This is a genomic window from Mycolicibacterium parafortuitum, assembly GCF_010725485.1.
In the GTDB taxonomy this organism is placed as follows: domain Bacteria; phylum Actinomycetota; class Actinomycetes; order Mycobacteriales; family Mycobacteriaceae; genus Mycobacterium.
Genome location: NZ_AP022598.1, coordinates 2,540,872 through 2,567,006 on the forward strand (window position 1 = coordinate 2,540,872; position 26,135 = coordinate 2,567,006).

At 68.0% G+C, this 26,135-nt stretch carries 31 protein-coding genes and 1 tRNA gene; 9 read left to right on the plus strand and 23 right to left on the minus strand.

Annotated elements, in window-relative coordinates; translation table 11 throughout:
* Nucleotides 1-12 precede the first annotated feature (12 nt).
* Nucleotides 13-432 carry a hypothetical protein gene (locus NTM_RS12120; RefSeq protein WP_104862233.1) on the plus strand — a complete coding sequence of 140 codons (420 nt, stop codon included), beginning with the start codon at nt 13-15 and terminating at the stop codon, nt 430-432.
* Nucleotides 433-460: 28 nt separating this feature from the next.
* The gene (locus tag NTM_RS12125; RefSeq protein ID WP_104862799.1) at nt 461-1,057 is read left to right on the plus strand and encodes a GNAT family N-acetyltransferase; all 597 of its coding nucleotides are present in this window, start codon (nt 461-463) and stop codon (nt 1,055-1,057) included.
* Between the two features lie 10 nt (nt 1,058-1,067).
* Here NTM_RS12125 and NTM_RS12130 read toward each other — a convergent pair whose 3' ends face one another.
* The 4 genes from NTM_RS12130 to NTM_RS12145 form a co-directional block, all read right to left on the minus strand.
* Entirely contained in the window at nt 1,068-1,517 is a 450-nt protein-coding gene (locus NTM_RS12130; protein ID WP_104862232.1) for an Hsp20/alpha crystallin family protein, read from the minus strand.
* Nucleotides 1,518-1,665: 148 nt separating this feature from the next.
* Nucleotides 1,666-2,523: a winged helix-turn-helix transcriptional regulator gene (locus tag NTM_RS12135; RefSeq protein WP_163769459.1), complete on the minus strand. Its 858-nt coding sequence runs from the start codon at nt 2,521-2,523 to the stop codon at nt 1,666-1,668.
* Between the two features lie 30 nt (nt 2,524-2,553).
* On the minus strand, nt 2,554-4,092 hold the full coding sequence (locus NTM_RS12140) for a carotenoid oxygenase family protein (protein WP_163766424.1): 1,539 nt from the start codon (nt 4,090-4,092) through the stop codon (nt 2,554-2,556).
* Between the two features lie 28 nt (nt 4,093-4,120).
* Entirely contained in the window at nt 4,121-5,341 is a 1,221-nt protein-coding gene (locus NTM_RS12145) for an acetyl-CoA acetyltransferase (protein WP_163766425.1), read from the minus strand.
* A gap of 199 nt (nt 5,342-5,540) precedes the next feature.
* Here NTM_RS12145 and NTM_RS12150 point away from each other — a divergent pair, with 199 nt between their 5' ends.
* On the plus strand, nt 5,541-6,227 hold the full coding sequence (locus tag NTM_RS12150; protein WP_163769460.1) for a GAF and ANTAR domain-containing protein: 687 nt from the start codon (nt 5,541-5,543) through the stop codon (nt 6,225-6,227).
* A gap of 69 nt (nt 6,228-6,296) precedes the next feature.
* Here the strand turns inward: NTM_RS12150 and NTM_RS12155 are convergent, their stop codons facing one another.
* From NTM_RS12155 to NTM_RS12180, 6 genes are all read right to left on the minus strand, one after another.
* Nucleotides 6,297-6,719, minus strand: coding sequence for a tautomerase family protein (locus tag NTM_RS12155; RefSeq protein WP_104862795.1), 423 nt, complete (start codon nt 6,717-6,719; stop codon nt 6,297-6,299).
* 32 nt (nt 6,720-6,751) lie between these two features.
* Nucleotides 6,752-8,365 carry a benzoylformate decarboxylase gene (mdlC, locus tag NTM_RS12160; RefSeq protein ID WP_163766426.1) on the minus strand — a complete coding sequence of 538 codons (1,614 nt, stop codon included), beginning with the start codon at nt 8,363-8,365 and terminating at the stop codon, nt 6,752-6,754.
* 248 nt (nt 8,366-8,613) lie between these two features.
* Nucleotides 8,614-8,967, minus strand: coding sequence for a heme-binding protein (locus tag NTM_RS12165; RefSeq protein WP_163766427.1), 354 nt, complete (start codon nt 8,965-8,967; stop codon nt 8,614-8,616).
* Nucleotides 8,968-9,000: 33 nt separating this feature from the next.
* Nucleotides 9,001-9,228 carry a hypothetical protein gene (locus NTM_RS12170; protein ID WP_163766428.1) on the minus strand — a complete coding sequence of 76 codons (228 nt, stop codon included), beginning with the start codon at nt 9,226-9,228 and terminating at the stop codon, nt 9,001-9,003.
* A 187-nt stretch (nt 9,229-9,415) separates the two neighbouring features.
* Nucleotides 9,416-10,063 (minus strand): porin MspA, encoded by a 648-nt coding sequence (gene mspA / locus NTM_RS12175; RefSeq protein WP_163766429.1) that lies wholly within the window; start codon nt 10,061-10,063, stop codon nt 9,416-9,418.
* A gap of 806 nt (nt 10,064-10,869) precedes the next feature.
* Nucleotides 10,870-10,942, minus strand: a tRNA-Arg gene (locus tag NTM_RS12180).
* A gap of 151 nt (nt 10,943-11,093) precedes the next feature.
* On the opposite strand from NTM_RS12180, the gene NTM_RS12185 reads away from it, so the two are divergent.
* The 3 genes from NTM_RS12185 to NTM_RS12195 are packed head-to-tail and all read left to right on the plus strand — an operon-like array spanning nt 11,094 to nt 12,657.
* A complete protein-coding gene (locus NTM_RS12185; RefSeq protein WP_170312014.1) occupies nt 11,094-11,774 on the plus strand; it encodes a hypothetical protein in 681 nt (226 codons plus the stop codon).
* Complete coding sequence (locus NTM_RS12190; RefSeq protein ID WP_163766431.1) at nt 11,771-12,388, plus strand: cytochrome c oxidase subunit 3; 618 nt, start codon at nt 11,771-11,773, stop codon at nt 12,386-12,388. The genes NTM_RS12185 and NTM_RS12190 overlap by 4 nt, the downstream gene beginning before the upstream one ends.
* Nucleotides 12,388-12,657 (plus strand): cytochrome C oxidase subunit IV family protein, encoded by a 270-nt coding sequence (locus NTM_RS12195; RefSeq protein ID WP_104865687.1) that lies wholly within the window; start codon nt 12,388-12,390, stop codon nt 12,655-12,657. Before NTM_RS12190 ends, NTM_RS12195 begins: the two co-directional genes overlap by 1 nt.
* Here the strand turns inward: NTM_RS12195 and NTM_RS12200 are convergent.
* Entirely contained in the window at nt 12,642-13,478 is an 837-nt protein-coding gene (locus NTM_RS12200; RefSeq protein WP_104865688.1) for an LLM class F420-dependent oxidoreductase, read from the minus strand. The two genes, NTM_RS12195 and NTM_RS12200, sit on opposite strands and share 16 nt — an antisense overlap.
* A gap of 135 nt (nt 13,479-13,613) precedes the next feature.
* Here NTM_RS12200 and NTM_RS12205 point away from each other — a divergent pair, with 135 nt between their 5' ends.
* The gene (locus NTM_RS12205; protein WP_104865689.1) at nt 13,614-14,711 is read left to right on the plus strand and encodes a glutamate--cysteine ligase; all 1,098 of its coding nucleotides are present in this window, start codon (nt 13,614-13,616) and stop codon (nt 14,709-14,711) included.
* Nucleotides 14,712-14,720: 9 nt separating this feature from the next.
* Here the strand turns inward: NTM_RS12205 and NTM_RS12210 are convergent, their stop codons facing one another.
* Genes NTM_RS12210 through NTM_RS12230 form a run of 5 tightly spaced genes read right to left on the minus strand, consistent with a single transcriptional unit; the run spans nt 14,721 to nt 19,086 of the window.
* The gene (locus tag NTM_RS12210; protein WP_163766432.1) at nt 14,721-15,437 is read right to left on the minus strand and encodes an anti-sigma factor; all 717 of its coding nucleotides are present in this window, start codon (nt 15,435-15,437) and stop codon (nt 14,721-14,723) included.
* A complete protein-coding gene (locus tag NTM_RS12215) occupies nt 15,434-16,027 on the minus strand; it encodes a sigma-70 family RNA polymerase sigma factor (RefSeq protein WP_435405089.1) in 594 nt (197 codons plus the stop codon). Before NTM_RS12215 ends, NTM_RS12210 begins: the two co-directional genes overlap by 4 nt.
* Complete coding sequence (locus NTM_RS12220) at nt 16,015-16,851, minus strand: DUF1365 domain-containing protein (protein ID WP_163766433.1); 837 nt, start codon at nt 16,849-16,851, stop codon at nt 16,015-16,017. Before NTM_RS12220 ends, NTM_RS12215 begins: the two co-directional genes overlap by 13 nt.
* Nucleotides 16,852-16,894: 43 nt before the next feature.
* Nucleotides 16,895-18,004, minus strand: a complete 1,110-nt coding sequence (locus NTM_RS12225; protein WP_232079696.1) for a serine hydrolase domain-containing protein — start codon at nt 18,002-18,004, stop codon at nt 16,895-16,897.
* Nucleotides 17,983-19,086: a poly-gamma-glutamate hydrolase family protein gene (locus NTM_RS12230; protein WP_104865693.1), complete on the minus strand. Its 1,104-nt coding sequence runs from the start codon at nt 19,084-19,086 to the stop codon at nt 17,983-17,985. Before NTM_RS12230 ends, NTM_RS12225 begins: the two co-directional genes overlap by 22 nt.
* Before the next feature lie 136 nt (nt 19,087-19,222).
* On the opposite strand from NTM_RS12230, the gene NTM_RS12235 reads away from it, so the two are divergent.
* Nucleotides 19,223-19,456 (plus strand): hypothetical protein, encoded by a 234-nt coding sequence (locus tag NTM_RS12235; RefSeq protein ID WP_104865694.1) that lies wholly within the window; start codon nt 19,223-19,225, stop codon nt 19,454-19,456.
* Here NTM_RS12235 and NTM_RS12240 read toward each other — a convergent pair.
* From NTM_RS12240 to NTM_RS12260, 5 genes are all read right to left on the minus strand, one after another.
* A complete protein-coding gene (locus tag NTM_RS12240) occupies nt 19,453-20,673 on the minus strand; it encodes an Nramp family divalent metal transporter (RefSeq protein ID WP_104865695.1) in 1,221 nt (406 codons plus the stop codon). The genes NTM_RS12235 and NTM_RS12240 overlap by 4 nt on opposite strands.
* Before the next feature lie 82 nt (nt 20,674-20,755).
* Nucleotides 20,756-20,995, minus strand: a complete 240-nt coding sequence (locus NTM_RS12245; protein WP_163766434.1) for a hypothetical protein — start codon at nt 20,993-20,995, stop codon at nt 20,756-20,758.
* A 4-nt stretch (nt 20,996-20,999) separates the two neighbouring features.
* Entirely contained in the window at nt 21,000-21,236 is a 237-nt protein-coding gene (locus NTM_RS12250; RefSeq protein WP_435405090.1) for a hypothetical protein, read from the minus strand.
* Nucleotides 21,237-21,270: 34 nt separating this feature from the next.
* Nucleotides 21,271-22,347 (minus strand): NAD(P)H-dependent amine dehydrogenase family protein, encoded by a 1,077-nt coding sequence (locus tag NTM_RS12255; protein WP_163766435.1) that lies wholly within the window; start codon nt 22,345-22,347, stop codon nt 21,271-21,273.
* A 12-nt stretch (nt 22,348-22,359) separates the two neighbouring features.
* A complete protein-coding gene (locus tag NTM_RS12260; RefSeq protein ID WP_104865765.1) occupies nt 22,360-23,151 on the minus strand; it encodes an SDR family oxidoreductase in 792 nt (263 codons plus the stop codon).
* A gap of 199 nt (nt 23,152-23,350) precedes the next feature.
* Here NTM_RS12260 and NTM_RS12265 point away from each other — a divergent pair, with 199 nt between their 5' ends.
* Nucleotides 23,351-24,214, plus strand: a complete 864-nt coding sequence (locus tag NTM_RS12265; protein WP_163766436.1) for a type IV toxin-antitoxin system AbiEi family antitoxin — start codon at nt 23,351-23,353, stop codon at nt 24,212-24,214.
* Nucleotides 24,215-24,254: 40 nt separating this feature from the next.
* Here the strand turns inward: NTM_RS12265 and ku are convergent, their stop codons facing one another.
* Together ku and NTM_RS12275 are read right to left on the minus strand one after the other, a co-directional pair.
* Nucleotides 24,255-25,184, minus strand: a complete 930-nt coding sequence (gene ku, locus NTM_RS12270) for a non-homologous end joining protein Ku (protein WP_163766437.1) — start codon at nt 25,182-25,184, stop codon at nt 24,255-24,257.
* Complete coding sequence (locus NTM_RS12275) at nt 25,184-26,113, minus strand: carbohydrate kinase family protein (protein WP_104865701.1); 930 nt, start codon at nt 26,111-26,113, stop codon at nt 25,184-25,186. The genes ku and NTM_RS12275 overlap by 1 nt, the downstream gene beginning before the upstream one ends.
* Nucleotides 26,114-26,135 lie beyond the last annotated feature (22 nt).

Here is a 26,135-nt window from a genome sequence, read left to right on the forward strand (position 1 = left end):
AGTCTTGCGCGCATGTCTCGCGCGCTTCCGGGGTGGCTTGTCGCGCTGTGCGCGTTGTCGGTCGCGGTGTGCGGCTGGCTGCCGTGGCTGACGTCGGCGGAGGGCGGGGGCCGGGCCAACGCGATAGGCGGCGTGGCGGGTGCGATGCCGGTGCCACCGCCGGGATTCGGGGTGGGGCAGCTGATCGTGCTGCTGTCCTCGACCCTGGTGGTCGCCGGTGCGATGGCTGCCCGGGGCATCTCCGGACGGCTGGCTTCGACGGCAGCGCTGGCGATCTCGGTGGTGCTGGTGGTGCTGGCGGTCTGGTTCTACCGGCTCTACGTCTACCCGCCGGTGACGGCGGGATACGGCCTCTACGCCGCGGGCGGCATCGCGCTGGTTGCGGTGCTGCTGTCGGTGTGGGCGATGCTCGCGGCGTGGGCTTCCCGATGAGCGCTTGCGCGAAGAGCAGAAGATCCCGATGAGCGGTTTCGTGCCGCCCGTCACCCTGACGGGGCGGCGCTGGGTGTCGCTGGAACCTCTTGTCCGCGAGCACCTTCCGGAGATCGAGGCGGCAGCCGCCGACGGTGAGCTCGGCGGGCTCTGGTTCACCGCCGCGCCGAGGGCCGGCGCGGCCGCCGACTGGCTCGAGGTGAGAATGGCGGCGCAGTCGCCGGACACCGGACTGACGTTCGTGGTTCGGGGCCGCGACGGTGCGCTGATCGGGTCGTCGAGCTACCTGAACGTCGACGGCCCGAACCGGCGACTGGAGATCGGCGCCACCTGGTATGTCGACGCGGTGCGGCGCACCGGTGTCAACTCCGAGACGAAGCTACTGATGCTGGCCCACGCGTTTGACGAGTTGAACTGCGTCGCAGTGGAATTCCGCACCCACTTCTTCAACTCGGTGAGCCGCGCCGCGATCGAGCGCCTTGGTGCCAAGCTCGACGGTGTGCTGCGTAGCCATCAGCTGTTGCCGGACGGATCACGCCGCGACACCGTCGTGTATTCGATTCTGGACATCGAGTGGCCGGCCGTGCGGTCCAACCTGGAATTCCAGTTGGACCGGCACGGCTGACCGGTCGCAATCACCCGGCGTCGACGGTCGTCGCTTCGATCGACGTCTGCGACCCGGCGTGGTTGATCTCGATCTTGCGCGGCTTGGCCTTCTCGGCGACCGGGATCGTCACCGTGAGCACGCCGTTCTCGTAGGTGGCCGAAATCGCCGAGGTGTCGATGCCGTCGCCGAGCGTGAGCTGACGACGGTAGGTGCCGTAGAAGCGTTCACTGGCCAGCCATTGAGCGGAGTCTTCGGAACGCGCGGTGCGGTGCGCCGAAATCGTCAGCATGCCGTTGTCGACGTTCACGTCGACCGACCCGGGATCGACACCTGGCAGGTCGGCGGTCAGTACGTAGTGGTCGTCGACCTTGCACAGATCCATCGGCATGAAGCGCGGTGCGCGGTTGGTTCCGGTCTGGCTCGCGACGAGGCCTCGGGTCAGGGCGTCGAAATCACTGAATGGATCAAAGCGAAGCACAGCAATCCACCTCCCTGTGTCACTCAGAGCCCGCCACCCTGGCGGGCGACCAAATCACTGTGCACCAGCGAGATTAGCACTCGAGCCAGGGGAGTGCCAGTCCGATTTCAGGTCAATTTCTTCCGGCCCGCGCCACATCCGCGACGCGTCACGGCACCGCGACGATCTGGGCGGCACGCAGCCGCTTGCCGCAGTGATCGCAGTCGAGCGCCGGGGTGAAGGTGTGCCCGCACGCCGTATGGGTCAGCACCACCGCGGGGCCTTCGGGGGACGGGAACCAGCGTTGTGCCCACGCCAGCGCGCACACCAGTACCGGAAAGAACGCCAGCCCCTTGTCGGTCAGTTGGTAGCGCCCGTCGTCCTGGACGAGGATGCCCTCGTCGGTGAACACCGACAGCCGCCCGGCGATGGTGGTCGGTGGCGCACCCAGCTGAGCCTGCAAGTCGGTGAACCGGCTGACCCCGACGAACGCCGCGACCAGCAGTGCGAACGCCCACCGGTCGCCGACCACGCTCATCGTCTGGGGGAACAGCAGCGCGGCGCCCGAGCGCCTGGCGCTGGAGCGCCGGCGGTTGCTGCCCGACGGGATCGACCGCTGCCAGGATCCGCTCGGCCCCCACTGCGCGGCAACGTCTTTCCCGCCGGCGGATGCACCGCACGTCCGGCAGGTCGTGACGGGCTGGAACGCGCTGGCGCACGCCGAGTGGAACATGTGGGGCAGCGGTTCGGCGTGCTCGGGCACCCACCGGCGTTCCCATTCCCAGATCGAGGTCAGCATCGGCCACAGCGATCGTCCCTTGGCGGTCGGCAGGTACTCCGACCGCGGCGGGTTGCTCTGGTACTGGCTGCGTTCCAGCAGTCCGTCGGCGGTCAGCGACTGAAGCCGACCCGACAGCACGGCATTGGACACCGGCAGGGCGGCCTGGAAATCGCCGTAGCGCCGCGCGCCCAGAAGCGCGCGCTGCACGATGAGCAGCGTCCACTCGTCGCCGAGCAGGCTCAGCATCCGGGCGACGGCGTTGGGCGCCTCGGGCAACTACAGGCCGATCGCGCCGGCAGCGGAGTCGCTCTCGCGCCACCGCGGGAGATCCGATCCCGGTGCCCACGTGGAGTGGGTTCCGCTGGAGATGCGCTCCGGCAGTTGCAGTTTGACCACCGGGCCGTCGCCGACCCGGGCGGCGTCGAACACCAGGCAGTAGGACGCGTCGGTGTTCATGTCGGTGGTGAGGGTGACGAGGTAGCCGTCGTCCTCGCCCGAGCCGCCGACGCGGGGCGCCATGGCCGTCTCACTGCCGAACACGCCGTCCTCGAACGTGTACCTCTGCTCGGCGCCGGTGTGCAGGTCGTGTTTGACGAGCCCGTCGAACAGGAACCAGCCGGGCTTGCCGGTGGCCGCGTAGGTGTAGCGGTACGGCCGCCCCGCGTACCCGGGGTTGATCATGCCGAACTCGGTGAGACTGTCCGACAGTCGTTCCTCACGGGCCTGTCCGGTCTTGAGGTTGAAACGCCAGCGGTGCAGCCGGGTCTGCATGCCGTCCAGCGACAGACTGCGAAAGATCTGGCGGTACTTTCCGCTCATCCCGTTGTCGACGCCCTCGGTGGGTTCGGGGTCGCCCTGGAAGAACCCGTCGAGCACGATCTCATCGCCGTCCTCGTAGGCGTTCGGGAAGTGCAGCACGTAGGTCGGGTCGGTCTCGAACCACATGATCTGCGACGAGTCGCCGCGGCGGGGGACCACCGCGAAACGCGACGGCACATCGCGGTGGAACCGCGGAAGGTGGATGTTGTGCTCGAGCAGCGACGCGTCCCAGAACAACGGAAAGTCGTTGAGGATCACGTAGTTCTCGGTGAAGGCCATGTCGTGCGGCAGGCGTGGGCCGGGCAGCGGGACGTCGACGTTGTGCACCACGTCGCCGGCGGCGCTGACCACGCCGTAGCGCATGAACGGCGCCTGCTTGCTGTAGTTGAAGAACAGCAGTTCGCCGGTGTGGTCGTCGACCTTCGGATGCGCGGACACTCCCCAGTCGTTCGGGAAGCCGCCGTTCCAGTCCTCCTTGCCGAGCGCGTCGCCCGAACACGGGTCGATCTTGTACAGGTCGCCGCACTGGTAGTGACTGGTCAGCGCCACACCGCGATGAACGATCACATCGGTCGACGACGCGTCCTTCATCAAGGTCCGTGCGCCCCAGCCGTAGTCGACTTTGGCCGCTTCGATGGGCTCGGCGATACCGGGCCAGAGCGGGCCGCCGGCCTCGTCCTCCGCGGCCACGCCGTCGGTGCGCACGAATCGGTTGCGATAGAACGCCTTTCCGTCCCGGAACCCGACGATGTGCAGCATGCCGTCACCGTCGAACGGGTGGTAGTACTTCAACGCCGGGTGCAGCGGGTTCTCGGTGTTGCGCAGGTAGACCCCGTCGAGATCGGTCGGGATCCGGCCTTCGACGACGGGCAGGTCATCGTGGTCCCATTCGGTGGTCTGCGGACGCCACGGCCCGGTGCGGTACGGGTGGTCGTCGTCCTCGGGCAGCGTCGACAGGAACTTTCCGACGACCTCGGGATGGGTGCTGATGCTCATCTGTTCTCCTCGGGCGAGCGCTCGACGGTCAGCGTGCGCTGCCGACGACGAAACTGACGGTGGTGGCGGTGCTGCCGCCGAAGTTCAACGTGCCGAACGTTTTCGCGTTCTCGACCTGGTATTCGCCGGCGGTGCCGCTGACCTGCCGCGCCGCGTCGAGCAGCATCCGCACCCCGGAGGCCCCGACCGGGTGGCCGCCGCCGATCAGTCCGCCGCTGGGGTTGATGGGCAGTCGACCGCCGATCGCGATCTCGCCGTGCTCGATCGCCTGCCAGGACAGGCCTGGTTCGGTCAGTCCGATGTGGTCGATCGCCAGGTACTCGCTGGGGGTGAAGCAGTCGTGCACCTCGAAACCGTGTACGTCGTCCAGGGTCACCCGGGCCCGGCCGAACGCGTCCAGCACCGCGGCGCGGACGTGCGGGAACACGTAGGGGCCCGCGGCGGAGTGCTTGAGCTTCTGGTGCAGGCCCAGCCCGACGGTGCGGTGCCCCCAGCCCTCGATGCGCCCGATCGGCCGCGCGGTCGGGTGGTCCTTGAGCCAGGTGTCGCTGACCAGGACGATGCCTGCGCCACCGTCGGTCAGCTGGCTGCAGTCCAGCCGGCGAAGAACACCGTCGACGACGGGGTTGAGGGTATCGTCGGCGGGCGGCGGGGACGGCACCGACCACTCCCTGGTCTGGGCAAGCGGGTTGGCGCGGGCGCTGGTGAAGTTCAGGTCGGCGATGGCACGCAGGTGCGTCTCGTCCAGGCCGTAGCGGCGGTCGTATTCGGCGGCGACCGCGTTGAACATGTGCGGCCACATGTATTGGGCGTCCTGGCCCTCGTGTCCGGTCCACGCCGCAGCACCCAGGATCGACGTCGCGGTGTCGCCCGGCACCGTCTTCTCCAGCTCGACGCCGACGACCAGCGCGCTCGGGTACGCCCCGGAGCGCAGATCGGCGATCGCCGCCAGGGTCGCCACGCTGCCGGATGCGCACGCGGCCTCGTGCCGGGACGCCGGCACGTCCCACAGCCCGTCGACGACGGTGGCAGGCATGGCACCGAGATGTCCCTGGTGGGTGAACAGTTCCCCGAACGCATTGGCGACGTGCACGACGCCGATCTCGGCGGCGTCGATTTTCGCGTTCTGCAGCGTCTCAGTCACGACCTCGCGGGTCAGGTCGGCGAAATCCAGGCCCTCGCGCTCGTAGTTGCGGGCAAAGTCGCTCTGGTAGCCACCCAGGATCCAGATGTCGTCGGTGGAGCTCACCACCGCACCGTACTACAACTAACAGAGTGACTGTGCCGACGGGCGGCCTCGCCGGCTTCTTGGCTGAACCGACGAGACCTTGACAGGGACTGTGGTGACACCGTCTCCCGTCCCACGCCTGCATTGCCCACCTCCCCGTGGCGCAAACCCCGAAGTCACCCTGCAATCACAAAGCGTCAAGATGGGTATCTCCGTGATCATGAACGAGCTTCCCACCCACGAGCTCGCCCGGCGGATGGCCGAGTTGGCCCGTCTGGTCGCCGCTCCTCGCCGTGTCGAGGAGGTGCTTTCCGACGTCACTGCCGAGGTCATGGCGCTGATACCCGGCACCGACGCCGCCGGGGTGCTGTTCGTCGGCAAAGCGGGCCGGTTCGAAACGGTCGCCGGCACCTCCGAGCTGCCGCGCCGCCTCGACGAGCTGCAGATGCTCTACAAGGAGGGGCCGTGTCTGGACGCGGCGCTCGACGAGCTGGTGGTGCGGACCGACGACTTCCGGACCGAGGGCCGCTGGCCCCGCTACGCCCCGGCAGCTGTCGAGATCGGGGTGCTCAGTGGCCTGTCGTTCAAGCTGTACACCAGCGGGCAGACCGCTGGCGCGCTGAACCTGTTCGCGCTGCGGCCGAACGCGTTCGACGAGGAGGCCGAGACGGTCGGGGCGATCCTGGCCGCGCATGCCGCCGCGGCGGTCCTGGCCAGCCGGCAGAGCGAACAGCTCGAGTCGGCGTTGTCCTCGCGTGACCGCATCGGTCAGGCCAAGGGCATCATCATGGAGCGCTACAACATCGACGACGTCGCCGCGTTCGACATGCTGCGCAGGCTCTCCCAGGACAGCAACACCAAACTCGTCGACATCGCGTCGAAGGTCATCGAGACCAGGGGGACCTGAGGTCCCGCATGGATGAGCCCGCCCCCGGCGGGGCGCCGGGGGCGGGCGACTCGGGGTCGCCGAGTCTGTCTATGGGGAAACGGCGGGCCGGGTGCTCTTGAGCGATGCCACCCAGTCGGCTTCGTGGCCGGGGTCGGGGAGTAGCCGGCCGAGTTCGACGGCGAACCGGGCCGGACTGCTCTGGAACACCACCACCACCCGGTCCTCGGGCACCGAAGCGAATTCGGTTACTGTCGAAGCGATTTCGAGCGCGAGACGGCTGGTCTCCTCTTCGTCGTGCCCTTCGCGGACCCAGCCGTTGACCAGCACCGGGGCGGCGGGCCTCCCGCCGGCGTAGACGTTGTCGACCGGCAGCTCCTGGTAGACGACGTTGACGTAGGTGGCGGGCACGTGGTTGATCTCGGAGTGGATGCGGCCGATCTCGGCGGCCAGGCTCGCCTTGGTCTGCGAACTCAGCGTTCCCACGGTGGTGGTCAGCGTGTAGACGGGCATGATCATCAGTCCTTTCGGGTGGCTCGGGCGCTTCAGCTCAGGCCCGCGTCCTGCGGACGGGTGGGGGCGACGATCACGGTGGGTCCGTCGGCGGCCACCGCGGCGGCGAACTCCCGCTCGAGTTCAGCGGTGTCGTTGACCGTCACCGCGCGACAGCCGAATCCCTTTCCGAGAGAGGCGATGTCAAGGCCGGGCAGTTCCAGGCCCGGGACGTTGGGGGTCTGCTCCAGTTCGGCGAAGGACTTCAGCACCGAGTACTCGCCGTTGCGCAGCACCACGAACACGATCGGCAGCTTGTGCTGTGCGGCGGTCCAGATGGCCTGGATGGAGTACTCGAAGGAGCCGTCGCCGATGGTCGCGACGACGGTGCGCTCGACGCCGCGTTCGCGGTCACCGAGCGCGATGCCGACCGCGCCCGGCACACCCCAGCCGATGCCGCCGCTGCCGGTGGCGAAGAAGCTGGCCGGCTGCGTGGTGGGCAGCCACCGCTTCTGGTCGAGCATCGTCGAGGTGGATTCCATGACGACCACCGCGTTGTCGGGCTTGTACGTGCCCAGCACCTGGTAGACGGCATTGGCGGTCATCGGGGCGGTGGTCTCGGCCTGCTCGACGGGGATCGGGGACAGCGGAGGCGTCACCGCCGCCTGGTCGTGGGCGTCGATCATGTCGATCAACTCGTCGAGCGCGACCTTGACGTCACCGAGCACGCTGTCGCCGACCGGCGCCACGGCCGACAGGTGCGGGTCGGCGGTCAGCTGCAGCAGTTCGGTGCCCTCGGGCAGGATCTCGCCGGCGATGTAGGGGTAGTAGCGGAACACCTGCGCGCCGACGACGATGACGAGGTCGTGCCCGTAGACCGCCTGGTTGACGCCCGCGATGGACATCGGCAGCTGACCGGCCCACAGCTTGTGGTTCTCCGGGAACGAGATCCGGTCGGGCAGAGCGGTTCCCAGCACGGGGGCGCCGAGCTTCTCGGCGAATGCGACACCGGCGTCCCAGGCTCCGCTGCGGTCGACCTCGGGTCCGATCACCAGCAGGGGGTTCTTCGCGCGGTTGATCCGGTCGGCGAAGTCGCGCAGCCGGGCGCGGTCGGGTTCGGTGTGATGGCTCGCGGTGCGGACCACGGCGGGGCCGAGTGCGGGCTTGTCCCAGTCGTCGAGCGGGATGGACAGGAATACCGGACCCATCGGCGGCTGCATCGCCACGATGTAGGCCTGCATGAACGCCGCGGGCACATCCTCGGCGCGGGCCGGTTGATAGGCCCACTTGACCCAGGGCTGCGGCATCATCGTCTCGTCGCGGTTGGCCAGGTACGGGTCCATCAGCAGCATCTCGCGGGTCTGCTGGCCGGCGGTGACGATCATCGGGGTGTTCGACTTGTACGCCGCGACCAGGCTTCCGATCGCGTTGCCGGTGCCGGCGGCGGTGTGCAGGTTGACCAGCGCGGGCTTACCGGTGGTTTGCGCGAAGCCGTCGGCCATCGCGAGCACCGAGGCTTCCTGCAGCCCCAGCACGTAGGTGAAATCGTCGGGAAAGCTCTTCAGAAAGGTTTGTTCCGTCGATCCGGGATTGCCGAAAACTGTTGTCAAACCCAGCTTCCGGAGCAGATCGTAGGTGACTTCGTGGACGGTCTTGGCATCGGACATCGGACTCACCGGCTTTCCTGTGGATGGTGGTGACCTGCGATCGGCTGGCCGCAAGTTCAGTGAGAACTCTGGTCTGGATCACCGGTGAAGTCGTCAACGGTGACCACCATCTACAGCTGTGGAAAACGGCAGAGACGACTACCTGCTGGCCGGTAGTCGTCTCTGCGGTCGGTGACTGTGGGGCTTGTGAACGCAGCGGACCTCGATCCCGTGCACAGGGCCCACAATCGCGGTGCGGTGCCGTTCGTTCAGGCGTCCGGCATGCCGGCCGGCGGCAGACCGCACCGGTTCCGGAAGTCGGTCATCGGCGCGCGGATGCCCGACAGATCCGCCTCGACCGTGGGATTCGCATCCAGGTATGCGTCGACTTTGGCGCGGCGTTCGTCCGGGGGCAGGCCGCGCAGGCCGCTGAAGAACCCGTTCACGTCGGGGTGGGTGAACATGTAGGCCGACAGCGACGCCGAGACGCCGGACAGGATTCCGGCCTGGTCCCCGATGGAGCAGTTCGGTGGCGGTGGCTGGGACGCTGCGAGCGCACTGTTGAAAAGTAATGCGGCACCGGCGATCACCATCGCACCCGCGGATCGGACGAGAACAGACATTCCTACTCCTTCTACGGTCAGGTCAACGGATCGCTAGTTTCCGAATGCGGAGCCGCCGCCGTACTCGACGTCGTAGCGCTCGCGACGGGGCGTGAAGACGATGTCGAGGTCGTCGTCGTAGCACCACACATCCAACTCGCACCATGGATATTCGGTAGGTATCGGCGCCATCGGAGTGGCCGTCGCCGCGGGGGCGGACAGGATGGCTGAAGCAACGCACCCGGTAGCCAGAAACGGTATCGCGTAGCGGGGTTTCGGCATCGTCTACCTCCCAACCGTTCGGCGTCGTCGACGCGGGTCGAGGCTAAATTTGCCGGTGGCGTCAGGGGAGGACATCCCCCGGAACGGGTGAAATCGCGAGGTCACTTCCGTGCAGCGGTCCCGGCGAAGACGAAATCAGCCCCCGGCCGAAAGCCGGGGGCTGTTCTCGTTGAGTGGAAGCTGCGCGTCAGTTCATGTTCCACGGCTCGCCGTAGGTGCTGACGCTGTCGCCGGTCGAGGAGATCAACCGGGCGAACGGACGCAGCAGCACACCACCGGCGGCGCCGGTCACGGTGCCGTGAGCGTTCGAGACGACAACCGAACCACCGGGGCCGGCGACGTCGACCGAGAAGGTCGCGACTTCCTGGATGCCCGGGCCGTTACCGAGGTCGGCCGAGATCGAGACACCGGGGAACAGCGGCGGCGTCACGACGGAATTGAGGAAGCCGAAGTCGGGGTCACCGGCCGGGACGAAGCCGAAACCGTCGTAGGCGATGTTCGGGGTGGTGTAGCTGAAGTTGATGCCGACGCCCAGCGACCAGGGGAAGCCGACCTGGTAGCCCAGCTCCAGGGTGCCCTCGAAGTCGTCGGCGCCTTCGCCGGCCACGATGTAGGTCGCCTTGCCGGAGTGGAACCACTCACGGGTCAGGCGGTTGCGGTCGAGGGGGAAAACACCGTTGAGGAACGTGTCCCACTGCTGAACTGTCAGCGTGCGGCCCTGGCCGTCGACGACACTCAGCTCATTGTCCAGACCGGCGTTGGAGGTGCCAGTGCTCACGAACAATGCCGCGATGGACGCCACCATCGCGATCAGCACCCGAGCGATTGTCTTCATGATCTCCCTAAATAATTAGGTTTGGCGAAGCCCCGAGTGGGGCCTCCGAGATGTCCGTGGCTGGCATTGCTTCTAAACCACACACCACGTAAGCGCTTCATGTGATGTCGGTTGAAACCCACATGTCGTTCTTGCGATTCGCTCCTCGTTGACACGAGGAACATAACGGGGAGATATCCGACCGGCAACGCGTGGCCCCGACGGTGTGGGCCGGGATGTGTCGTTACGCGCCACCTGCTGAACATTTCCGCCTGTCCCTAGCCCCTTCCTTTGCGGCCGGCGATGCGGTCGAGATGCGTCGCTCTTTGTGACCCTGGCATCGGCGTAATCGGCGTCGACTGCGGATCCGTTACCCGGTAGCGAGTGCGGATCGTCAATGGATGCCAGGTCAGTCGTGGTGGCGTGGCATCGGGCGTTAGAGATCGCCCTCCAGAATCCGCGTACCGATACGACGAAACGCGCCGACGTCACTGCGTGATACCCCGGGAATCGAGTCCGGGCAACGGTGTTCATCAGATCCCGGATCAGGCAAGCGGACTCGGCTGCGTCAATTTTTTGTGTGACGTAAATCACAAATTGACACATCAGCCGAGCTTATGGGGGGCGAGGCGATCGTCGACCGCGTTGTTCACCGGGACTGTAATTGTGGCGGTCCGGGGTGGATTCAAAAATGCCCATCGGGCGCGTCGTTCACGCCATACGGCAATTTCGACGGAAGTAGCTGTCAAGGATCAGCCGAAGCAACTGTCAAGCATCACCCGAAACAGAAATGTCAGGCATCACCCGACGCAATACACAGCAAAAAGTGCCCCCGGCAGGATTCGAACCTGCGACACCGGCTTTAGGAGAGCCGTGCTCTATCCCCTGAGCTACGGGGGCATTGCGCTGGGAGCTTACCTGCCGGACGGGCGCAGCCCACAATGGCGATCCGGCAGGTATGGCAAAAGTGTCAAAACCTGGCGTCGTGGCCGGTAGCGTGCCTGCTGTGGAGCTGACACTGCAACGCATCGGCGCCTGGGCCGGCACGGTCATGATCCTTCTCTACGGCGCCAGCTTCTCCGGTATCGCGCAGCTGTTCCCGCCGCTGTCGCCGGCATCCTCACCCGATGAGATCGCGGCGTTCTTCGTCGAGCACAAGCTCTGGATCCGCTTCGGGGTGTCGGGTGCGCTGCTGTCGGCGGTGCTGGCGCTGCCGTTCCTGGCGGTGATCGTGCTGCGGATCCGCCGTGTGGAGGGCGGCTGGGGCATGCTGTCGATGACCCAGCTGATGGCTGCGACGGTGTTCGTTCCGGCCCTGCTGTTCCCGCAGTTCTTCCTCGGCGTCGCGGCCTACCGCCCGGAGGAGCGCTCGGCCGAACTGACCCAGGCGCTCAACGACGTGTTCTGGCTGTGGTTCATCGGGATCGTCGGCACCATCATCATCCAGAACATCACGCTGGCTATCGCCGCGTTCATCGACAAGACCGACCCGCCGACGTTCCCGCGCTGGTACGGCTACCTGAACCTGTGGGTCGCGACGCTGTCCCTGCCGGGTTGCGTGGTCGTGGTGTTCAACGACGGGCCGCTGGCCTGGAACGGTGTGTTCGCGTTCTACATCCCGGGGCTGGTCCTGGTGGTGTGGCTGTTCGCCACCACCGCGGTGATCTCGAAATCGGTCAAGGCCGAGCAGTCGGCCCGCTCGGCCGGAATCGCCGAGGCTCAGCCGGCGTGACGGAGACATCCTCACCGCCGCGCGGTGCGCGGCGGATTCCCGGCGAGAGCGGCACCTGGGTCTTCCTGTTCGGCGACATGCTCGTCTTCGGCGCATTTTTCGTCACCTTCCTGGTCGAACGAGCCGCCGCACCAGAGGTATTCGACGATGCCCGCACCACGCTGCACATCGGTGTCGGCGTGCTCAACACCCTGGTGCTGTTGACGAGTTCGCTGTGTGTGGTGTTGGCGCTCAACGCGTTACGGGCCGGCATGTGGCCGATCGCGACCAGGGCGGTCGCGGCGGCGATCGGCTGCGGTGCGCTGTTCATCGCTCTGAAGGTCTACGAGTACGTCTCCCTCGGCACCGCGGGTCACGGCCCCGGCGCCAACGACTTCTACCTCTACTACTTCATCCTGACGGGTCTGCACCTGTTCCACGTGTGCCTGGGCATCGGGGCGCTGTCCTTCGTGCTGAGCCAGACCCGCCGCCGAGCGCTCGCGCGAGGAGCCGACGGTTTCCGCGCCGAATTGAGTGTCACCCGGACCGCTCTGGTCGAAGGCGCGGCATGCTTCTGGCATCTGGTGGATCTGCTGTGGATCTTCCTGTTCGCACTGCTGTACCTGGTGAGCTGATGGCTGTTCTGACCCTGCTGAAGAACCGCGCCGGTGCCAGCTGGCTGTTCCTGGTCGCCGCGACCGTCGTCTCCTGGGCGGTGGGCGCCGAACACGGCACCGGCTCGACGGTGGCCGTGCTGGTACTGGCCATCGCCGCGATCAAGGTGCGACTGGTCGGCCTCGACTTCATGGAGCTGCGGCACGCCCCGATCCCGCTGCGTGCTGCGTTCGAGGCCTACTGCGTCGGGATCTGGGCGTTGCTGTCCGCGCTCTATCTCTGGCTCTGACGCAGCACCTCGATCACCTTGCCGAACGCCTCGGCGTGGCGCATCTGCACGATCAGGTAGCTGATGCCGTAGACGTCGCGATACCGGATGATCTGCTCGGCGATCCGCTCGGTCGACCCGGACAGCACGCCCGGATGCCTCAGCAGTTCCTCGTCCGACAGACCCGGCAGCGAGATCCGGGGGATCGTGAGGTCGGGCCGGCCCGAGCCGTCGACCGGCATCGCGGTGATGGCGAGGTTGAGCTCCAGATCGTCGAACCGGTCCCCGGCCGCGTCCCGGACGAACGTGATCCGCTCGGCCAGCGGGTCCCGGTCGGCGGTTGCGGCGCGGTCACCTCCGGTGAACCCGATGATGTCGGCGACGCGCGCCGCGGTGCGCAGTACCCGATCCCCGTTGCCCGCGATCATGATCGGCACGTCCGGCAGCTGCGCGGCCATGTACTCGGCGGTCGTCTTCAGGTGGTCGACGCGTTCACCCGCGCTCGGGAACGGGATCCCGGCGGCGTCGAATTCCTCCATCACGTACCCGGTGCCCAGCCCGAGTTCGAACCGGCCGTCGCTGAGGGTGTGCAGCGCCTCCACGTCGCGCGCCAGCAGCGCTGGACGGTAGAACGCCGAGTTGACCACGAAGGTGCCGACGCGCAGCGTCGAGGTCGCCATCGCGATGGCCGTCAGCACCGGGAACGGCGCGGGGCCACCGAGGTGGTCGGGAACCTGCAGGACGTCGAAGCCCAGCGCTTCGGCACGGCGCGCGCTCTGTTCGAGCTCGGTGCGCGACCGGACCCGGGTGACGCCGACGCCGAAGCGGAATTCCTTTGCCACATTGTGATCGTAGGGGCAGGTTTGAAGCGGAATGGGCTGGGGCATATACGCATCGGCTTTCATCACCCCGATCCGGCCCGTCGTCGAACCATCCGACGGGCCGGATCAATATTTTCGACAGTGATCAGCGGAGACATGACAGAGATCCCCACGCTCGGTATCGAGGAGGAGTTCCTCCTCGTCGATCCGGGAACCGGCCAGCCGGTCGCGCTCAACCGCGAGGTCGCCGACCGCGCCGCGGCCGGCGGCGTCGACCTGCAATTGGAGCTGACCAGCTGTCAGGTCGAGACCGCCACCGACGTGGTCCGGACCACCGGTGATCTTCGAGACCAGCTGGTTCATCTGCGCCGCACCGCGGCCGACGCCGCCGCCGACGCCGGCGCGCGACTGCTCGCCGTCGGGCTGCCGCCCACGCTGCCGCATGAGTTCCCGGTCACCGACACCCCGCGCTACCGCGACATCGGGGAACGGTTCGGCATGATCGCCCACGAGCAGGGCATCTGCGGTTGCCACGTGCACGTCGCGGTGCCCGACCGCGACGCCGCCATCGCCGTCGGCAACCGGTTGCGGCCGTGGTTGCCGCTGTTGCTGGCGTTGACCGCGAACTCGGCGATCTACCGCAACGCCGACACCGGTCACGCGAGCTGGCGTTCGGTGCTGTGGGCGCGCTGGCCCAGCGCGGGCCCGCCCCCGAACTTCGCGTCGGCCGACGAATACGACGCGGCCGTGCAGATGCTGTGCCATTCCGGGGTGATCCGCGACGACGGCATGGCCTACTGGGATGTCCGGCCCTCTGCGCGCTTCCCGACCGTCGAGGTGCGTGTCGCCGACGTGCCCGCGACGGCCGACGAGACGGTGCTGTTCGCGGCGCTGGTCCGGGCCTGCGTGATGACGGCCCTCGACGACGAACGCCGCGGCGAGCCGGTGCGGCCGCTGGCGCCGTACGCGCTGAAGGCCGCATATTGGAAGGCCGCCCGCAACGGCGTCGACGGCGACGGCGTCGATTTGGACGACCACGCCGCCGCGCCGATACCGGAGTTGCTGGCGCGTCTCGTCGAGCGCGTCGGGCCCGCGCTGGACGCCGCCGGAGACCGGGAACTGGTCACTGACGGGCTGGCCCGGGTCGCCGAATGCGGCAACGGCGCCAGCCGCCAGCGGCGGGCGTGGGCTCGCCGTCACGATGTGGACGACGTCCTCGCCGAGGCTGCCGCCGCGACGCTGGAGACCTCCTGAGCGGCGGGGTCAGATCAGCGGCAGTTCGGCGAACACCGGGCTGGTGGGCCGCGTCGAACCGCCCGGCGGCTCGATCGTGAACGCCAGGGTCTGCGACGACCCGAGATCGGGCAGCACCGCCGTGGTCGACGGGGCCACCGATTCGGAGTCCATCGTTCCCGCCGAATGCGGCCCGTCGGCGCCGACCAGCCACATCTGGTACACCGTGCCCGGTTCTGGCGGGGTGACGTTGTTCATCACCAGCACACCGGAATTGCGCTCGCGGGAGAACACCACCGTGGCGGTGCCGCCGCCCGGGATCTCCCCGGAGACCGTCCGGACGTCCGGGGCGGCGAAGATCTGCTCGGCGGGGGAGATCGTCGTCGCGGGCCGCAGCGTGTAGCCGGCGACAAGCGCCCCGACTCCGATCACCACCGCCGCCGCGGCGGACAACACCACCCGCGACCACCGCCGCGACCGCGGCTGGGCGGGCAGCTTGACCACGCGGTCGTCGGCGATCTCGTTGAGGATTCTGTCTCGCAGGTCGGCCGGTGGCTCCACCGCGGTGGCGGCCGCGAGTGCCGCCATCGTCTCGCGTACGGCGCGCACTTCGGCGGCGAACGCGTCGGCGGCTTCGCGCGGCGCCCCGGCGAGTTGCCGGTCGATCGCCGCGGCTTCGGCGTCGCTGACCGCGTACAGCGCATACGGCGTGGCCAGCGACAGCAGGTCACCCTGTGGATTCGTCATGCCACCCCCAAACATCTACGCAGGCCCCGGATTCCGTCACGCATCCGGGATTTGATGGTTGCAAGATTCGTGGCGAGCCGCTCGGACACCTGAACGTAGGTCAGACCGTCGTAATACGCGAGGTGGATGCACTCGCGTTGGGTGTCGGTCAGCGAGTCCAGGCAATCTGCCACCCGCTGCCGCTCGTCGCGCAGGATGGCGGTGTCCGAGACATGGTCGGTCGGCGGCTCGGTGGTCGCCGCTCCGTAGCGGGCATCGCGTGAGCTCGCCGCCTCCTCGGAGCGGACACGGTCGACCGCGCGCCGGTGCGCCAGCGTCAGCAGCCAGCTCAGCGGCGAACCGGCCGACGGGTCGTAGCTGGCCGCGGTGCGCCACACCTGGAGATAGACGTCCTGGGTCGTCTCCTCGCTGTAGCCGGGATCGCGCAGCACCCTGGAGACCAGGCCGAACACCCGTGCCCGCGTCTGGTCGTAGAGGGCCGCGAAAGCTTCGGCGTCACGCTGGGCCACCTGGCGCAACAATGCGTCGAGTTCGGCGGTCACGAGCGGTAGCCTAGCCCGCACCAGCGTCGATATTGTCACTGTGCGCATCGCAGCGCGGACCGCCGCGACGGACGCGCCCCCACCGGGACCCCTTTCAGCCGCAGCATGACGCCCTGGATCCGCATGCTCAGCGCGTCCATCAGCGGGGCCGCCGGCGCCAGCAGTTGCAGCGCGACGATCTGGCCGGAGGTCGCCGGTCGCACGTCACCACGCACCGTCGCGACGAACGCGGGCGTGTCGCCGCGATGCGACGAGATCTTGATGTCGAGTCGTTCGGCGGGTTCGGGTGCGCGCACCAGATAGTGACCGCCGACGCCGTCGACGGTCGAGGTGGGAAACCTCTTGTCGACGATCGCGGGGTGATCATCGCCCGACGGCGGAAGCAGATACGCGTGCCGTTCCCCGTGGGGGTTCTGCACCTCTGCTACGACGCACCGCAGCACCCCGTTGGCGTCGTGGCACCAGTACAGCGTCAGCGGGTTGAAGGCGAAACCCAGGACCCGCGGCTGCATCAGCGCGGTGATGCGACCGCCCGGCAGGTCGATGCCCTTGCTCTCCAGGAACGCATCCAGCCGGCCGCGCAGGGTGTCGACGTCGGCGCCCCACAGGTGATCGCGGGCCTCGAATCGGGCGAACGGACGCAGCCACCGCGGGACGCGGGGCAGCGCGTCCAGGTCCACGAACCAGCTGTAGCTGCTGCGCTCGAAATAGTGCTGTACGGGGTGTCGCCGCAGGTGGGTGATCCGGGTGCGGTACAGCGCCGCGACCCGGGCGCCGGGTGCCGTGACGTCGCGCGCCGGCCGGAGGGTCGTGCGCCGCGGCGGCGCCGGGGCCGCGACCGCCGGCCGAGTGGCGGTGCAGGTGGGGTTCACATCCTGTATTCGGAGCCGGCGGCCGCCCGGATGGGTGCGGAGGCTAACCGGGGCAGTACACCGCGGTGAGCACCGCCAGCCGGGGGTCGTTCGCGAGGGAGGTGACCCCGGGCGTCCCCTGGGTGAAGGTGGCCGCGACGGCCGGGTGGCCTACCGCGGCAACGGCGATGCTGTGGTAACCGGGCAGATCGCCGCCGTGGCCCCAGACCCTGATCCCGCAGACGAGATCGATACTCACCAGCCCAAGTCCGTACCGGAACTGGGGTCCGTGCAGCGGCCACGCGACGGTGTCCATCATCTGCTCGAGCTCTGCGGGTCCGACGACGCGGCCGTCCAGCAGCGCCGCGATGAACTCGGTGGTGTCCTCGCCGGTCGAGACCAGCGCTCCCGCCATGTAGTAGCCGGAGGGTTCGGCGGCGGTGACGTCGGTGCGGCGGCCGTCGACGGTCTCGTAGCCGTGTGCCATCGGTGCCGACAGCCCGGTGTCGCCGGCGTCGGGGAAGTAGGTGTGTGTCAGGCCCAGCGGGACGATGATGCGCCGGGTGATCTCGTCGGCGGCAGGACGGCCGGTGACGGCCTCCAGGAGGAGTCCCGCCACGACATAGTTCGTGTTGGTGTACACCGGCACCGGTCCGCCGGGTGGCACCCCGGGTTTGGCGAGGGCCTGCGCGACGTATTCGCGTGCCGACACCGGGCGGTCCGGGGGCTCGGTGGTGTCGTCGAAGTACTCCGGTAGCCCGCTCTGGTGGCGGAGCAGGTGACGCACGGTGATCGCGTTGCCGTCGATGCTGGCACCGTGCAGCAGCCCCGGCAGATACGTCTCGACGGGTGTGTCGAGATCGACCACGCCCTCACCGACGAGCTGCAGAACTGCCGCCGCAACAAAGGTTTTGGTGATGCTGGCGATGCGCACGCGGGTGTCGGGACCGAATGGCGCCTCGGTCGCGGGGTCGGCGAATCCCGCCGACATGGTCGTGACGGTCGCGCCGTTCCTGACCGTCGCGATTGCGCCGGCGAGGTCGTCACGGGCCACGGCGGCCTCCAGTGCGGAGTCGACGGCGGATGGTTGCGCGTGGGCGACCGGCGCGACGAACCCGGCGACGAGCACGCCCGCGGCGAGCGCGCACCGCATCAGTGCGACAGCCGATCCCACGACCGTGCGGCGGCCACCAGACCCTGAACCAGGGCGGAGGTGGCCGGTGACAGTCCGTCGTCACCGGGCAGCGCGCTGCGGGGGCTGGTACCGCGAACACGGGCCGACAACTCCAACTGGGTACCGCCGCCACGGACACGGTTGACCGGGTTGTCGGGGTGCAATCCCCGCAATTCCCGGGGGATCGACCCGAGATCGGTGACGACCCGATAGCCGGGAATGTCGATGCAGCGCTTCAGGTGTGCGGCGAGTTCACGGTTGCCGCCACCGGCGAGCAGGTGCGTGCTGCGACCGATGCGGCCGTAGCCGTGCAGCGACACCGCGACGTCGACGTGGTCGAGGAACTCCGCCAGCCGCGCCGACTGTGCGGGGTGGTAACGCGCGGACGGGAGGTGGTGCGGGTAGTGATCGGGGTGGCGCACCACGTAGACCGACGCGCCCGCGGCGTCGGCGGCGCGTTCGGCGATGACGTCGGTCATCTGCTCGAGGCCGCCGCCGTGGATGGCCAGGAAGCCGAACCGGGACCGCAGCGTCATCTCCTCGGTGACCGCGGGGTCGTCGAGCAGTTCTGAAAGTGTCTGCGGCCCTGCTGATCCCAGTCGCTCGCGGTGTTGCGGCCAGTGCGCGGGATCCCAGCGTTCGAGGAATTCGATCCATCGTCGGGGCAGGCCGTGGTGGTGTGCGCCGTCGAGGATGCGCTCCAGGTAGCCGGGGCGGGGAGGTCCGGGTTCGACGCGGTGATCGATGTAGACCCACGCCGGGGCCGGGCCGCTGTCGGTGTGCACGGTCATCTCGTCGCGGCGGTAGCGCACCGGTACGCCTTCGGCGCTGTCGAGGGTGGCCAGATCGCGGTCGGACACCTGCCACACCACGCCGTGCACCTCGCCACCGGCGAACGGTTCGATGGTCGCCACGCCGCGCTCGTTGATCAACCAGTCGTGGTCGGCGAGCCTGGCGCGACGGGGGTGAGACGCATCGGGACAGCGGTCGGCCATCTGGCGCACACAGAGATTGGATCCGTACGCAAAGTAGCTGTGCCGACCGACCGGTGTGTGCGCGCGGTCCGTGACCTGGGGAGACAATCGCTGTCCTTAAGTATCGGGGCTGTCCGTCGTCGACGATCGCAAACTCTCAATTTTAGGCCGATTTCACATGGGTTGCCGCATTTGCTAGAAATGCAAGAATCGGTATTTGTTCGGGATAGTCGAGGGGGGTCGGATGTCCGCCGTAGTCGCCGGGTCGGTAATCGCCGTCTCGGGTGTTCTTGCCGTCAACGCCGGTGTGGTGGCGGTCGGATGGGCCAACCAGCGCCGGCAGCCCAAGCCCACCGACCGGCCGTATCGCCGCGGCACCAGCAGTCCCGGTGGGTACACGATTCTCGGCGTCGTCCTGACGCTGCTCGTCGCAATCGTCGGCGGCATCGTCCTCGGTGTGGTCGCGGACCCGGGTTAACCCCAGACGGTCAGGTAGATCAGCACGACGTTCAGCGCGGTGATCAAGCCGGCGACCGCCCAGCCGAGGAGTGTGGTGACGCGGTGGTTGGCGTCGGCGCCCATCAAGTCACGATCGGCGGTCAGTCGCACCAGCGGGATCAACGCGAACGGGATGCCGAACGACAACACGACCTGTGAAAGCACCAGTGCGCGACTGGGATCGATGCCGATGGCCAGGATGGCCAGCGCGGGCAGCAGGGTGATGAGACGGCGTGCCAGCAGCGGCACCGAGCGCCGGAGCAGGCCCTGCATGATCATCGCGCCGGCGTAGGCGCCGACGGACGATGACGCCAGACCTGAAGCCAGCAGGCCGATCGCGAACAGCAGGGCGACCGTCGAACCCAGTGTGTTCTCGACGGCGGCGTGCGCCCCCTCGATCGAGTCGGTGTCGGCCACGCCCTGCAGGTTGGTCGCCGCGACCAGCAGCATCGACAGGTTGACCGCACCGGCGACGAGCATCGCGATGCCGACGTCCCAGCGCGTGATGCGCAGCAGAGTCCGTCGTTCGGGGCCGGGCGCGGGGTGCCCGTGGCGGTCGCGCGCCAGGCCGGAGTGCAGATACACCGCGTGGGGCATGACCGTCGCGCCCAGCATCGCGGCGGCGAGCAGGATGCTCTCGGCGCCGTCGAACCTTGGGATCAGGCCCTCGGCCGCGTCGGCCAGCGGCGGGGGCGATGCGAACAAACTGGTCAAGAAGCCGATCGCGATCACCATCAGCAGCCCGGTGATGACCCGCTCGAACATCCGTTGGCCGCGACGGTCTTTGACGAGTAGCAGGACCAGCGACACCGCACCCGTGATCACCCCGCCGACCAGGAGCGGGAGATCGAACAGCAGGTACAGCGCGATGGCCCCGCCCACCACCTCGGCGAGATCGGTTGCCATCGCGACCAATTCGGCCTGGACCCAGAACGAGAGCCGGGCCGGGCGCCCCATCCGTGCCCCCACCGCCTCCGGCAACGACCGCCCGGTGACCAGTCCGAGCTTGGCGGACAGGTACTGCACCAGGCAGGCCATCAGGTTCGCGACGACGATGACCCAGACCAGCAGGAAGCCGAACTGCGCTCCGGCGCTGACGTTGGCCGCGACATTGCCGGGATCGACGTAGGCGATCGCGGCGACGAACGCGGGCCCGAGCAGCAGCCACCGCCGCTGCGGACGGACGTTCTGAACCACGGCACCCCTCTTCTATCCGAGCTGTCGAATAGAAAAGTTAGGTTAGCCGAAACCTTAGGGTCGGGCTACCGCGGGGCCCGGCTCACCAAGGGCCGAGCCCGTAGGCGCCGACGAGTGGCCAGAAGCCCATGCCGTTCCAGCCGCCGTAGTTCCACGGCGGAGGCGTGGCGATGATCTGGGTGCTGCCGTTGGTTTCGCAGAAGGTGACCGTCTGGCCGACTTTCGAGCAGTCCGGAGCCGCGCCGGCGGTGGGTGCCGCCGCGATCGCCAGGAACCCCAGGCCCGCGGCGAGCCCGGCGAGATACCGCACGACGGTCGTCACGCGATCAGAAGATGTACGGGCCGTAGCCTTCCCACGGGAACATGCCGCCGCCGTACCACGGCGTCGCGTAGATCCCGGGGGTCGAGCTGATCTGGGCGTTGCCCGGCGACTCGCACACCTCGGTCCGTCCTCCGGCGCCGCTGGAGGTGGTGGAGCAGTTCGGCTGCGCGAGCGCCGCCGGTGCGGCGGCGATCGCCGCGGCAGCGCCACCGGCGACGAGGAAAGCGGCGAGGGTGCTCATGCGAGCCTTCATTTCAGGTTCCTTCCAGCGAGTTTCAAGCCTCAGCGTACAGACCTTTGCCCGTAATGGGAGGTAACTTTCGCGCAGTCACAATTCCGGGCGACGCCTCGATCACCGCCGGGATCGCGTTGACGACTCGGGCCGCGGTCGCGACCAGCCCCGCGTGGTTGTGGTCGCCGTTGGGGCTGCTCAGACAAAGGTCCAGCGCATAGGACGGTTCGCCGGTGATCTCGATCCGGTAGGAGCCGCCGTGCTGAGCCGGTTGCGGCCAGTCCGGGCACAGGTCGTCACGCAGCCGGGTGACGTGTTCGAGGACGACGGCGATGTTTCCGTCCTTGATTCCGCGCACCTCGAATCGAATTGCTGCGGTGGTGCCTTCCTCGATACGCCCGGCCGCGATGTCGAATGTCTCGGGGGCCGGAACCCGTACGTGCGTCTCGTTCACCTCGTCGAGTTCGATGCCCAGTCCCGCGGCCAGTTGCCGCACCACCGAGCCCCACGCCAGGCTCAGTACGCCGGGCTGCAACAGCATCGGCGTCTCGTCGAGTGAGCCGCCGAAGCCCATCACGTCGAACATGACGGCCGCGCTGTCGTAGGTGTCGTAGTTGATGATCTCCATGCAGCGGATCTGCCGGATGTTCTGGCAGGTCCCGGCCAGCGCCATCGGCAGCAGGTCGTTGGCGAAGCCGGGGTCGATGCCGTTCACGAAGATGCTGGCGTTGCCCGCTTTTGCCGCGTCTTCGATCGGGGCGATCATCTCGTCGGGCAGCACGCCCCATGGGTGCTGCAGGAACACCGCGCTGCTGCCGACGACGTTGATGCCCGCGGCCAGGATGCGGCGGTAGTCCTCCAGCGCGTCGGGCAGCCGGTTGTCGGCCAGCGCGGTGTAGACCGCGCATTCCGGCCTGGTCGCCAGCACCTCGTCGAGGTCGGTGGTCGCGCGGATGCCCGTCGTATTCTGCAGTCCGGCAAGCTCGGCGGCGTCTTTGCCGGCCTTGGACTCCGAGGACACCCACACCGCGGTGAGCTCGAAACGAGGGTCGGTGATGAGCTGTGCGAGAGCGTGCTTGCCGACGTTCCCGGTACCGATGGCCGCGACTTTGATCGCCATGACGGGGGCTCCTTACAGATCGGGGATGGGGAGTTCGAGGTTCGGGACGGTGAGGCCGCCATCGACCTCGAGGGTCTTGCCCGTCAGATACGCCCCGGCCGGGGACGCGAGATACACAGCGGCAGCGGCGATGTCGAGTGGATCGCCGAGCCGCTTCATCGGGGTGGCCTGTTCCATCGGGGTGCGCAGCGCGTCGTTGCTCGCCACGATCTCCAGCGCCGAGGTCAGGATCGATCCGGGGGCGATCGCGTTCACCCGGATCCGCGGGGCGAGATCGAGCGCCGACAGTCGCGTGTAATGGGCGAGCGCGGCTTTCGCGGTGCCGTAGGCGGCGAAGCCACGGCCCGCAAGGCGGCCCATCGTCGAGGTGATGTTGATGATGCTGCCGCCGCCGGAGTGCTCGAGCATCAGTGGGACGGCGGCGGTCGTCAGCGCATGCGCGGTCGCGACGTTGAACGTGAACGCGTCACGGATGTCCTTCGTCGACGTGTTCAGCAGCGCGTTGGGCATGGTGCCACCGACGTTGTTCACGACGATGTCTAGCCTGCCGAAGGCGTCGACGGCCTGCTGCGCCAGCGCGGCCGTGTCCTCGGGCCGGGCAAGATCGGCGACGACGATGTGGGCGCGCCGCCCGACGCCGGCGACCTGTTCGGCGACCGCCTCCAGTTGCGACTGCGTGCGGGCGGCAATGACCACGTCAGCCCCGGCTTCGGCGAACGCGACGGCCATTGCGGCGCCCAGGCCGCGGCCGGCCCCGGTCACAATCGCCACCTGATCGTCGAGCCGGAACCGGTCCAGAATCACGCGCGTCTCCATTCGCCGTCGGTGGGTCGCCGCGGGTCACGCTAGCAAGGCCATGCGGCCCGCGGAAGCGCTTTTTGGAACACGTTCTATTTTCGTTCGAGTTCTGCATCAGGGTCGTTGTCGCGAGTTATCCACAGCCCTGTCGCAGAAGTCGGCCGTGGTCCGCATTTCTGTCGGAGGTGCCGCCGAGCATCGGCGCATGGACTACCCGTTCATCGGTGCCGAGGCGCTGGCCGCCGGTGTGCTCACGCGTGGCCAACTCCGATGGAACCACCGCGCCGTACTGCCCGGCATCTATCTGCCCAAGGACGCCGAGGCGGATGTCGTGTCCGGAGCGCGGGCGGCGTGGTTATGGACGGGTCGCAGAGGAGTCGTCACGGGCAGGGCCGCGGCTGCGCTGCACGGGGCGAAGTGGGTAGACGCACGGACGCCGGTCGAAGTCATCACCGCACACACCCGGCCCCGGCGCGGGGTTATCGTGCGGGAAGAACGGATCAGCGCCGACGAGATCACCGCTTTCGGCGACATGGCGGTCGCGACGCCGGCCCGTACGGCCCTCGACCTGGCCCGCCATCTTCCGCGGGACGTGGCCGTCGCCCACCTCGACGCGCTCGCCCAGGCGACAGGCGTCACCGCCTCGGAGATCCTGGACGTCGCGGCGAGATACCCTGGGGCGCGCGGAATTCAGAGGGCTCGCGCGGCTCTGGCGTTGATGGATGCGGGCGCGCAATCACCTCGCGAGACGCGGCTGCGCCTGCTGCTGATCGATGCTGGTCTCCCGGCGCCGCGTACACAGATCCGCATCAGCGACGGGGTGCAGGAGGTGTTCCTCGATATGGGATACGACGAGCCGAAGGTCGGTCTGGACTACGAGGGGTCGCACCACAGCACAGAGCGCAGCCAGTACGTCCGCGATATCGGGCGAGCGGAGTTCATCGACCGGCACGGGTGGATCGACATCAAGGTGGTCGCCGAACACTCGCGACGGTTCATCCTGCACCGCGTGCGTGAGGCGTTCGAGCGGCGCGGCTGGTCACCGCCGAAATCTGCGTCAGGGTCGTGATCGGGGCCGTTGAACGACCCTGGTGCAGAAGTCGCGAAGATCAGCTCTTCTTGGCGGCGGCTTTCTTGGCGGGGGCCTTCTTCGCCGCCTTCTTCGCCGGAGCCTTCTTCGCCGCCTTCTTCGCCGGAGCCTTCTTGGCGGGCTTGTCGCCGTCGTCGGTCGAACTCGAGCTCTGCTGTTTGCGCGCCTTCACGCTGGCTTCGAGTTTGGCCAGCAGGTCCGAGACGTCCTCGGTCTCCTCGTCGAGCTCCTGCGGTTGCTCCTCGGTGGTGAACGCTTCGCCGCCTTCGAGTTTCGCCTGGATCAGCTCGTGCAGCTGTTCCTGGTAGTCGTCGTGGTAGCGGTCGGGGTTGAAATCGTCGGTCATCGAATCGACGACCTGACTGGCCATCTTCAACTCGGCGGGCTTGACCTCGACCTTTTTGTCGAGCACCGGGAAGTCGGGGTCGCGAATCTCGTCGGGCCACAACAGCGTGTGGATCATCATCACGTCACGCTTGCTGAAGTCCTTGACCCGCAGCGCCGCCAGTCGCGTCTTGTTGCGCAGCGCGAAGTTCACGATCGCGACGCGGTCGGTCTCGGCGAGCGTCTTGGCCAGTAGCACATAGGACTTCGCCGACTTGCCATCGGGTTCCAGGAAGTATGAGCGGTCGTACATCAGGGGGTCGAGGTCGCTCGCCGGCACGAACTCCAGGACCTCGATCTCGCGGCTGCGTTCCTCGGGCAGCGTGGAGATGTCGTCGTCGGTGATGATCACCGTCTGGCCGTCGTCGGATTCGAAGGCCTTGGCGATGTCGCGGTACTCGACCACCTCACCGCAGACCTCGCAGACCCGTTTGTAACGGATCCGGCCGTTGTCCTTCTCGTGGACCTGGTGGAACTTGATGTCGTGGTCCTCGGTGGCGCTGTACACCTTGACCGGGACATTGACCAGGCCGAAGGCGATGGAACCCTTCCAGATGGACCGCATCAGCCCAGTATGTCCGATGCCACCGCCCGATCGCGGGTGACACGATCAGGCAGGTCGGCACCGGGTTTGGCGACCGTGAGCGCCGATGTGAGGGTCGCGGCGCGCACCGCGGCGGTCAGCGCCTCGACCCCGATCCGGCGCAGTCGCGTCCGCTGCTGCGCCCCTAGTAGATCCGCCGACCACAGTGCGTCGATCAGCCCGGCCATGTACGCGTCTCCGGCCCCGACAGTGTCCACCACCTGCACATTTCCGGCAGGTACCCGCACGGCGCCGTCGGCACACATCGCGATCGAACCTTCGGCGCCGAAGGTCACGACGACGATCGAGGGCCCCAGGGCGAGCCAGGATTCGGCGACCTCCTCAGGGGTCCGCGCCGGGTCCAGCCAGTGCAGGTCCTCGTGGCTGACCTTGACGACGTCGGCGCGCTCCAGCAGCCGGTCGATACGTGACCGGGCCGCGTCGGCGTCGTCGATCAGCGCGGGGCGAATGTTCGGGTCGAAGGTGAACGTCGCCGACAGATGGTAGGTCTCGACCAGCGCTTCGGTGGCCAGGCAGCCGGGTTCGAGCACCGCGGCGATGGATCCGGTGTGCACCACCAGCGGCGGTGCGACCTCGGGCGTGCCGGTCAACGCCCAGTCGATGTCGAAGGAGTAGGTCGCCGAGCCGGCGGCGTCGAGCACGGCGCGGGCGGTTGCGGTGGACGCCGCGGTGTCGCTGCCCGGAACCAGTTGCGCACCCGAGGATTCGACGTAACGGGTGATGCGTCGGCCGCGGTCATCGGTGCCGATGTGGGTCAGGAAGTCGACGTCGCGGCCGAGCCGGGCCAGGCCGACGGCAACGTTGAGCGGGCTGCCACCGACGTGCTCGGTGACCTCGCCGCCGCGTTCGACGATGTCGATGAGTGCCTCGCCGATGACCAGTGCCCGCATGGTTTCGACGCTACCGCGCGCG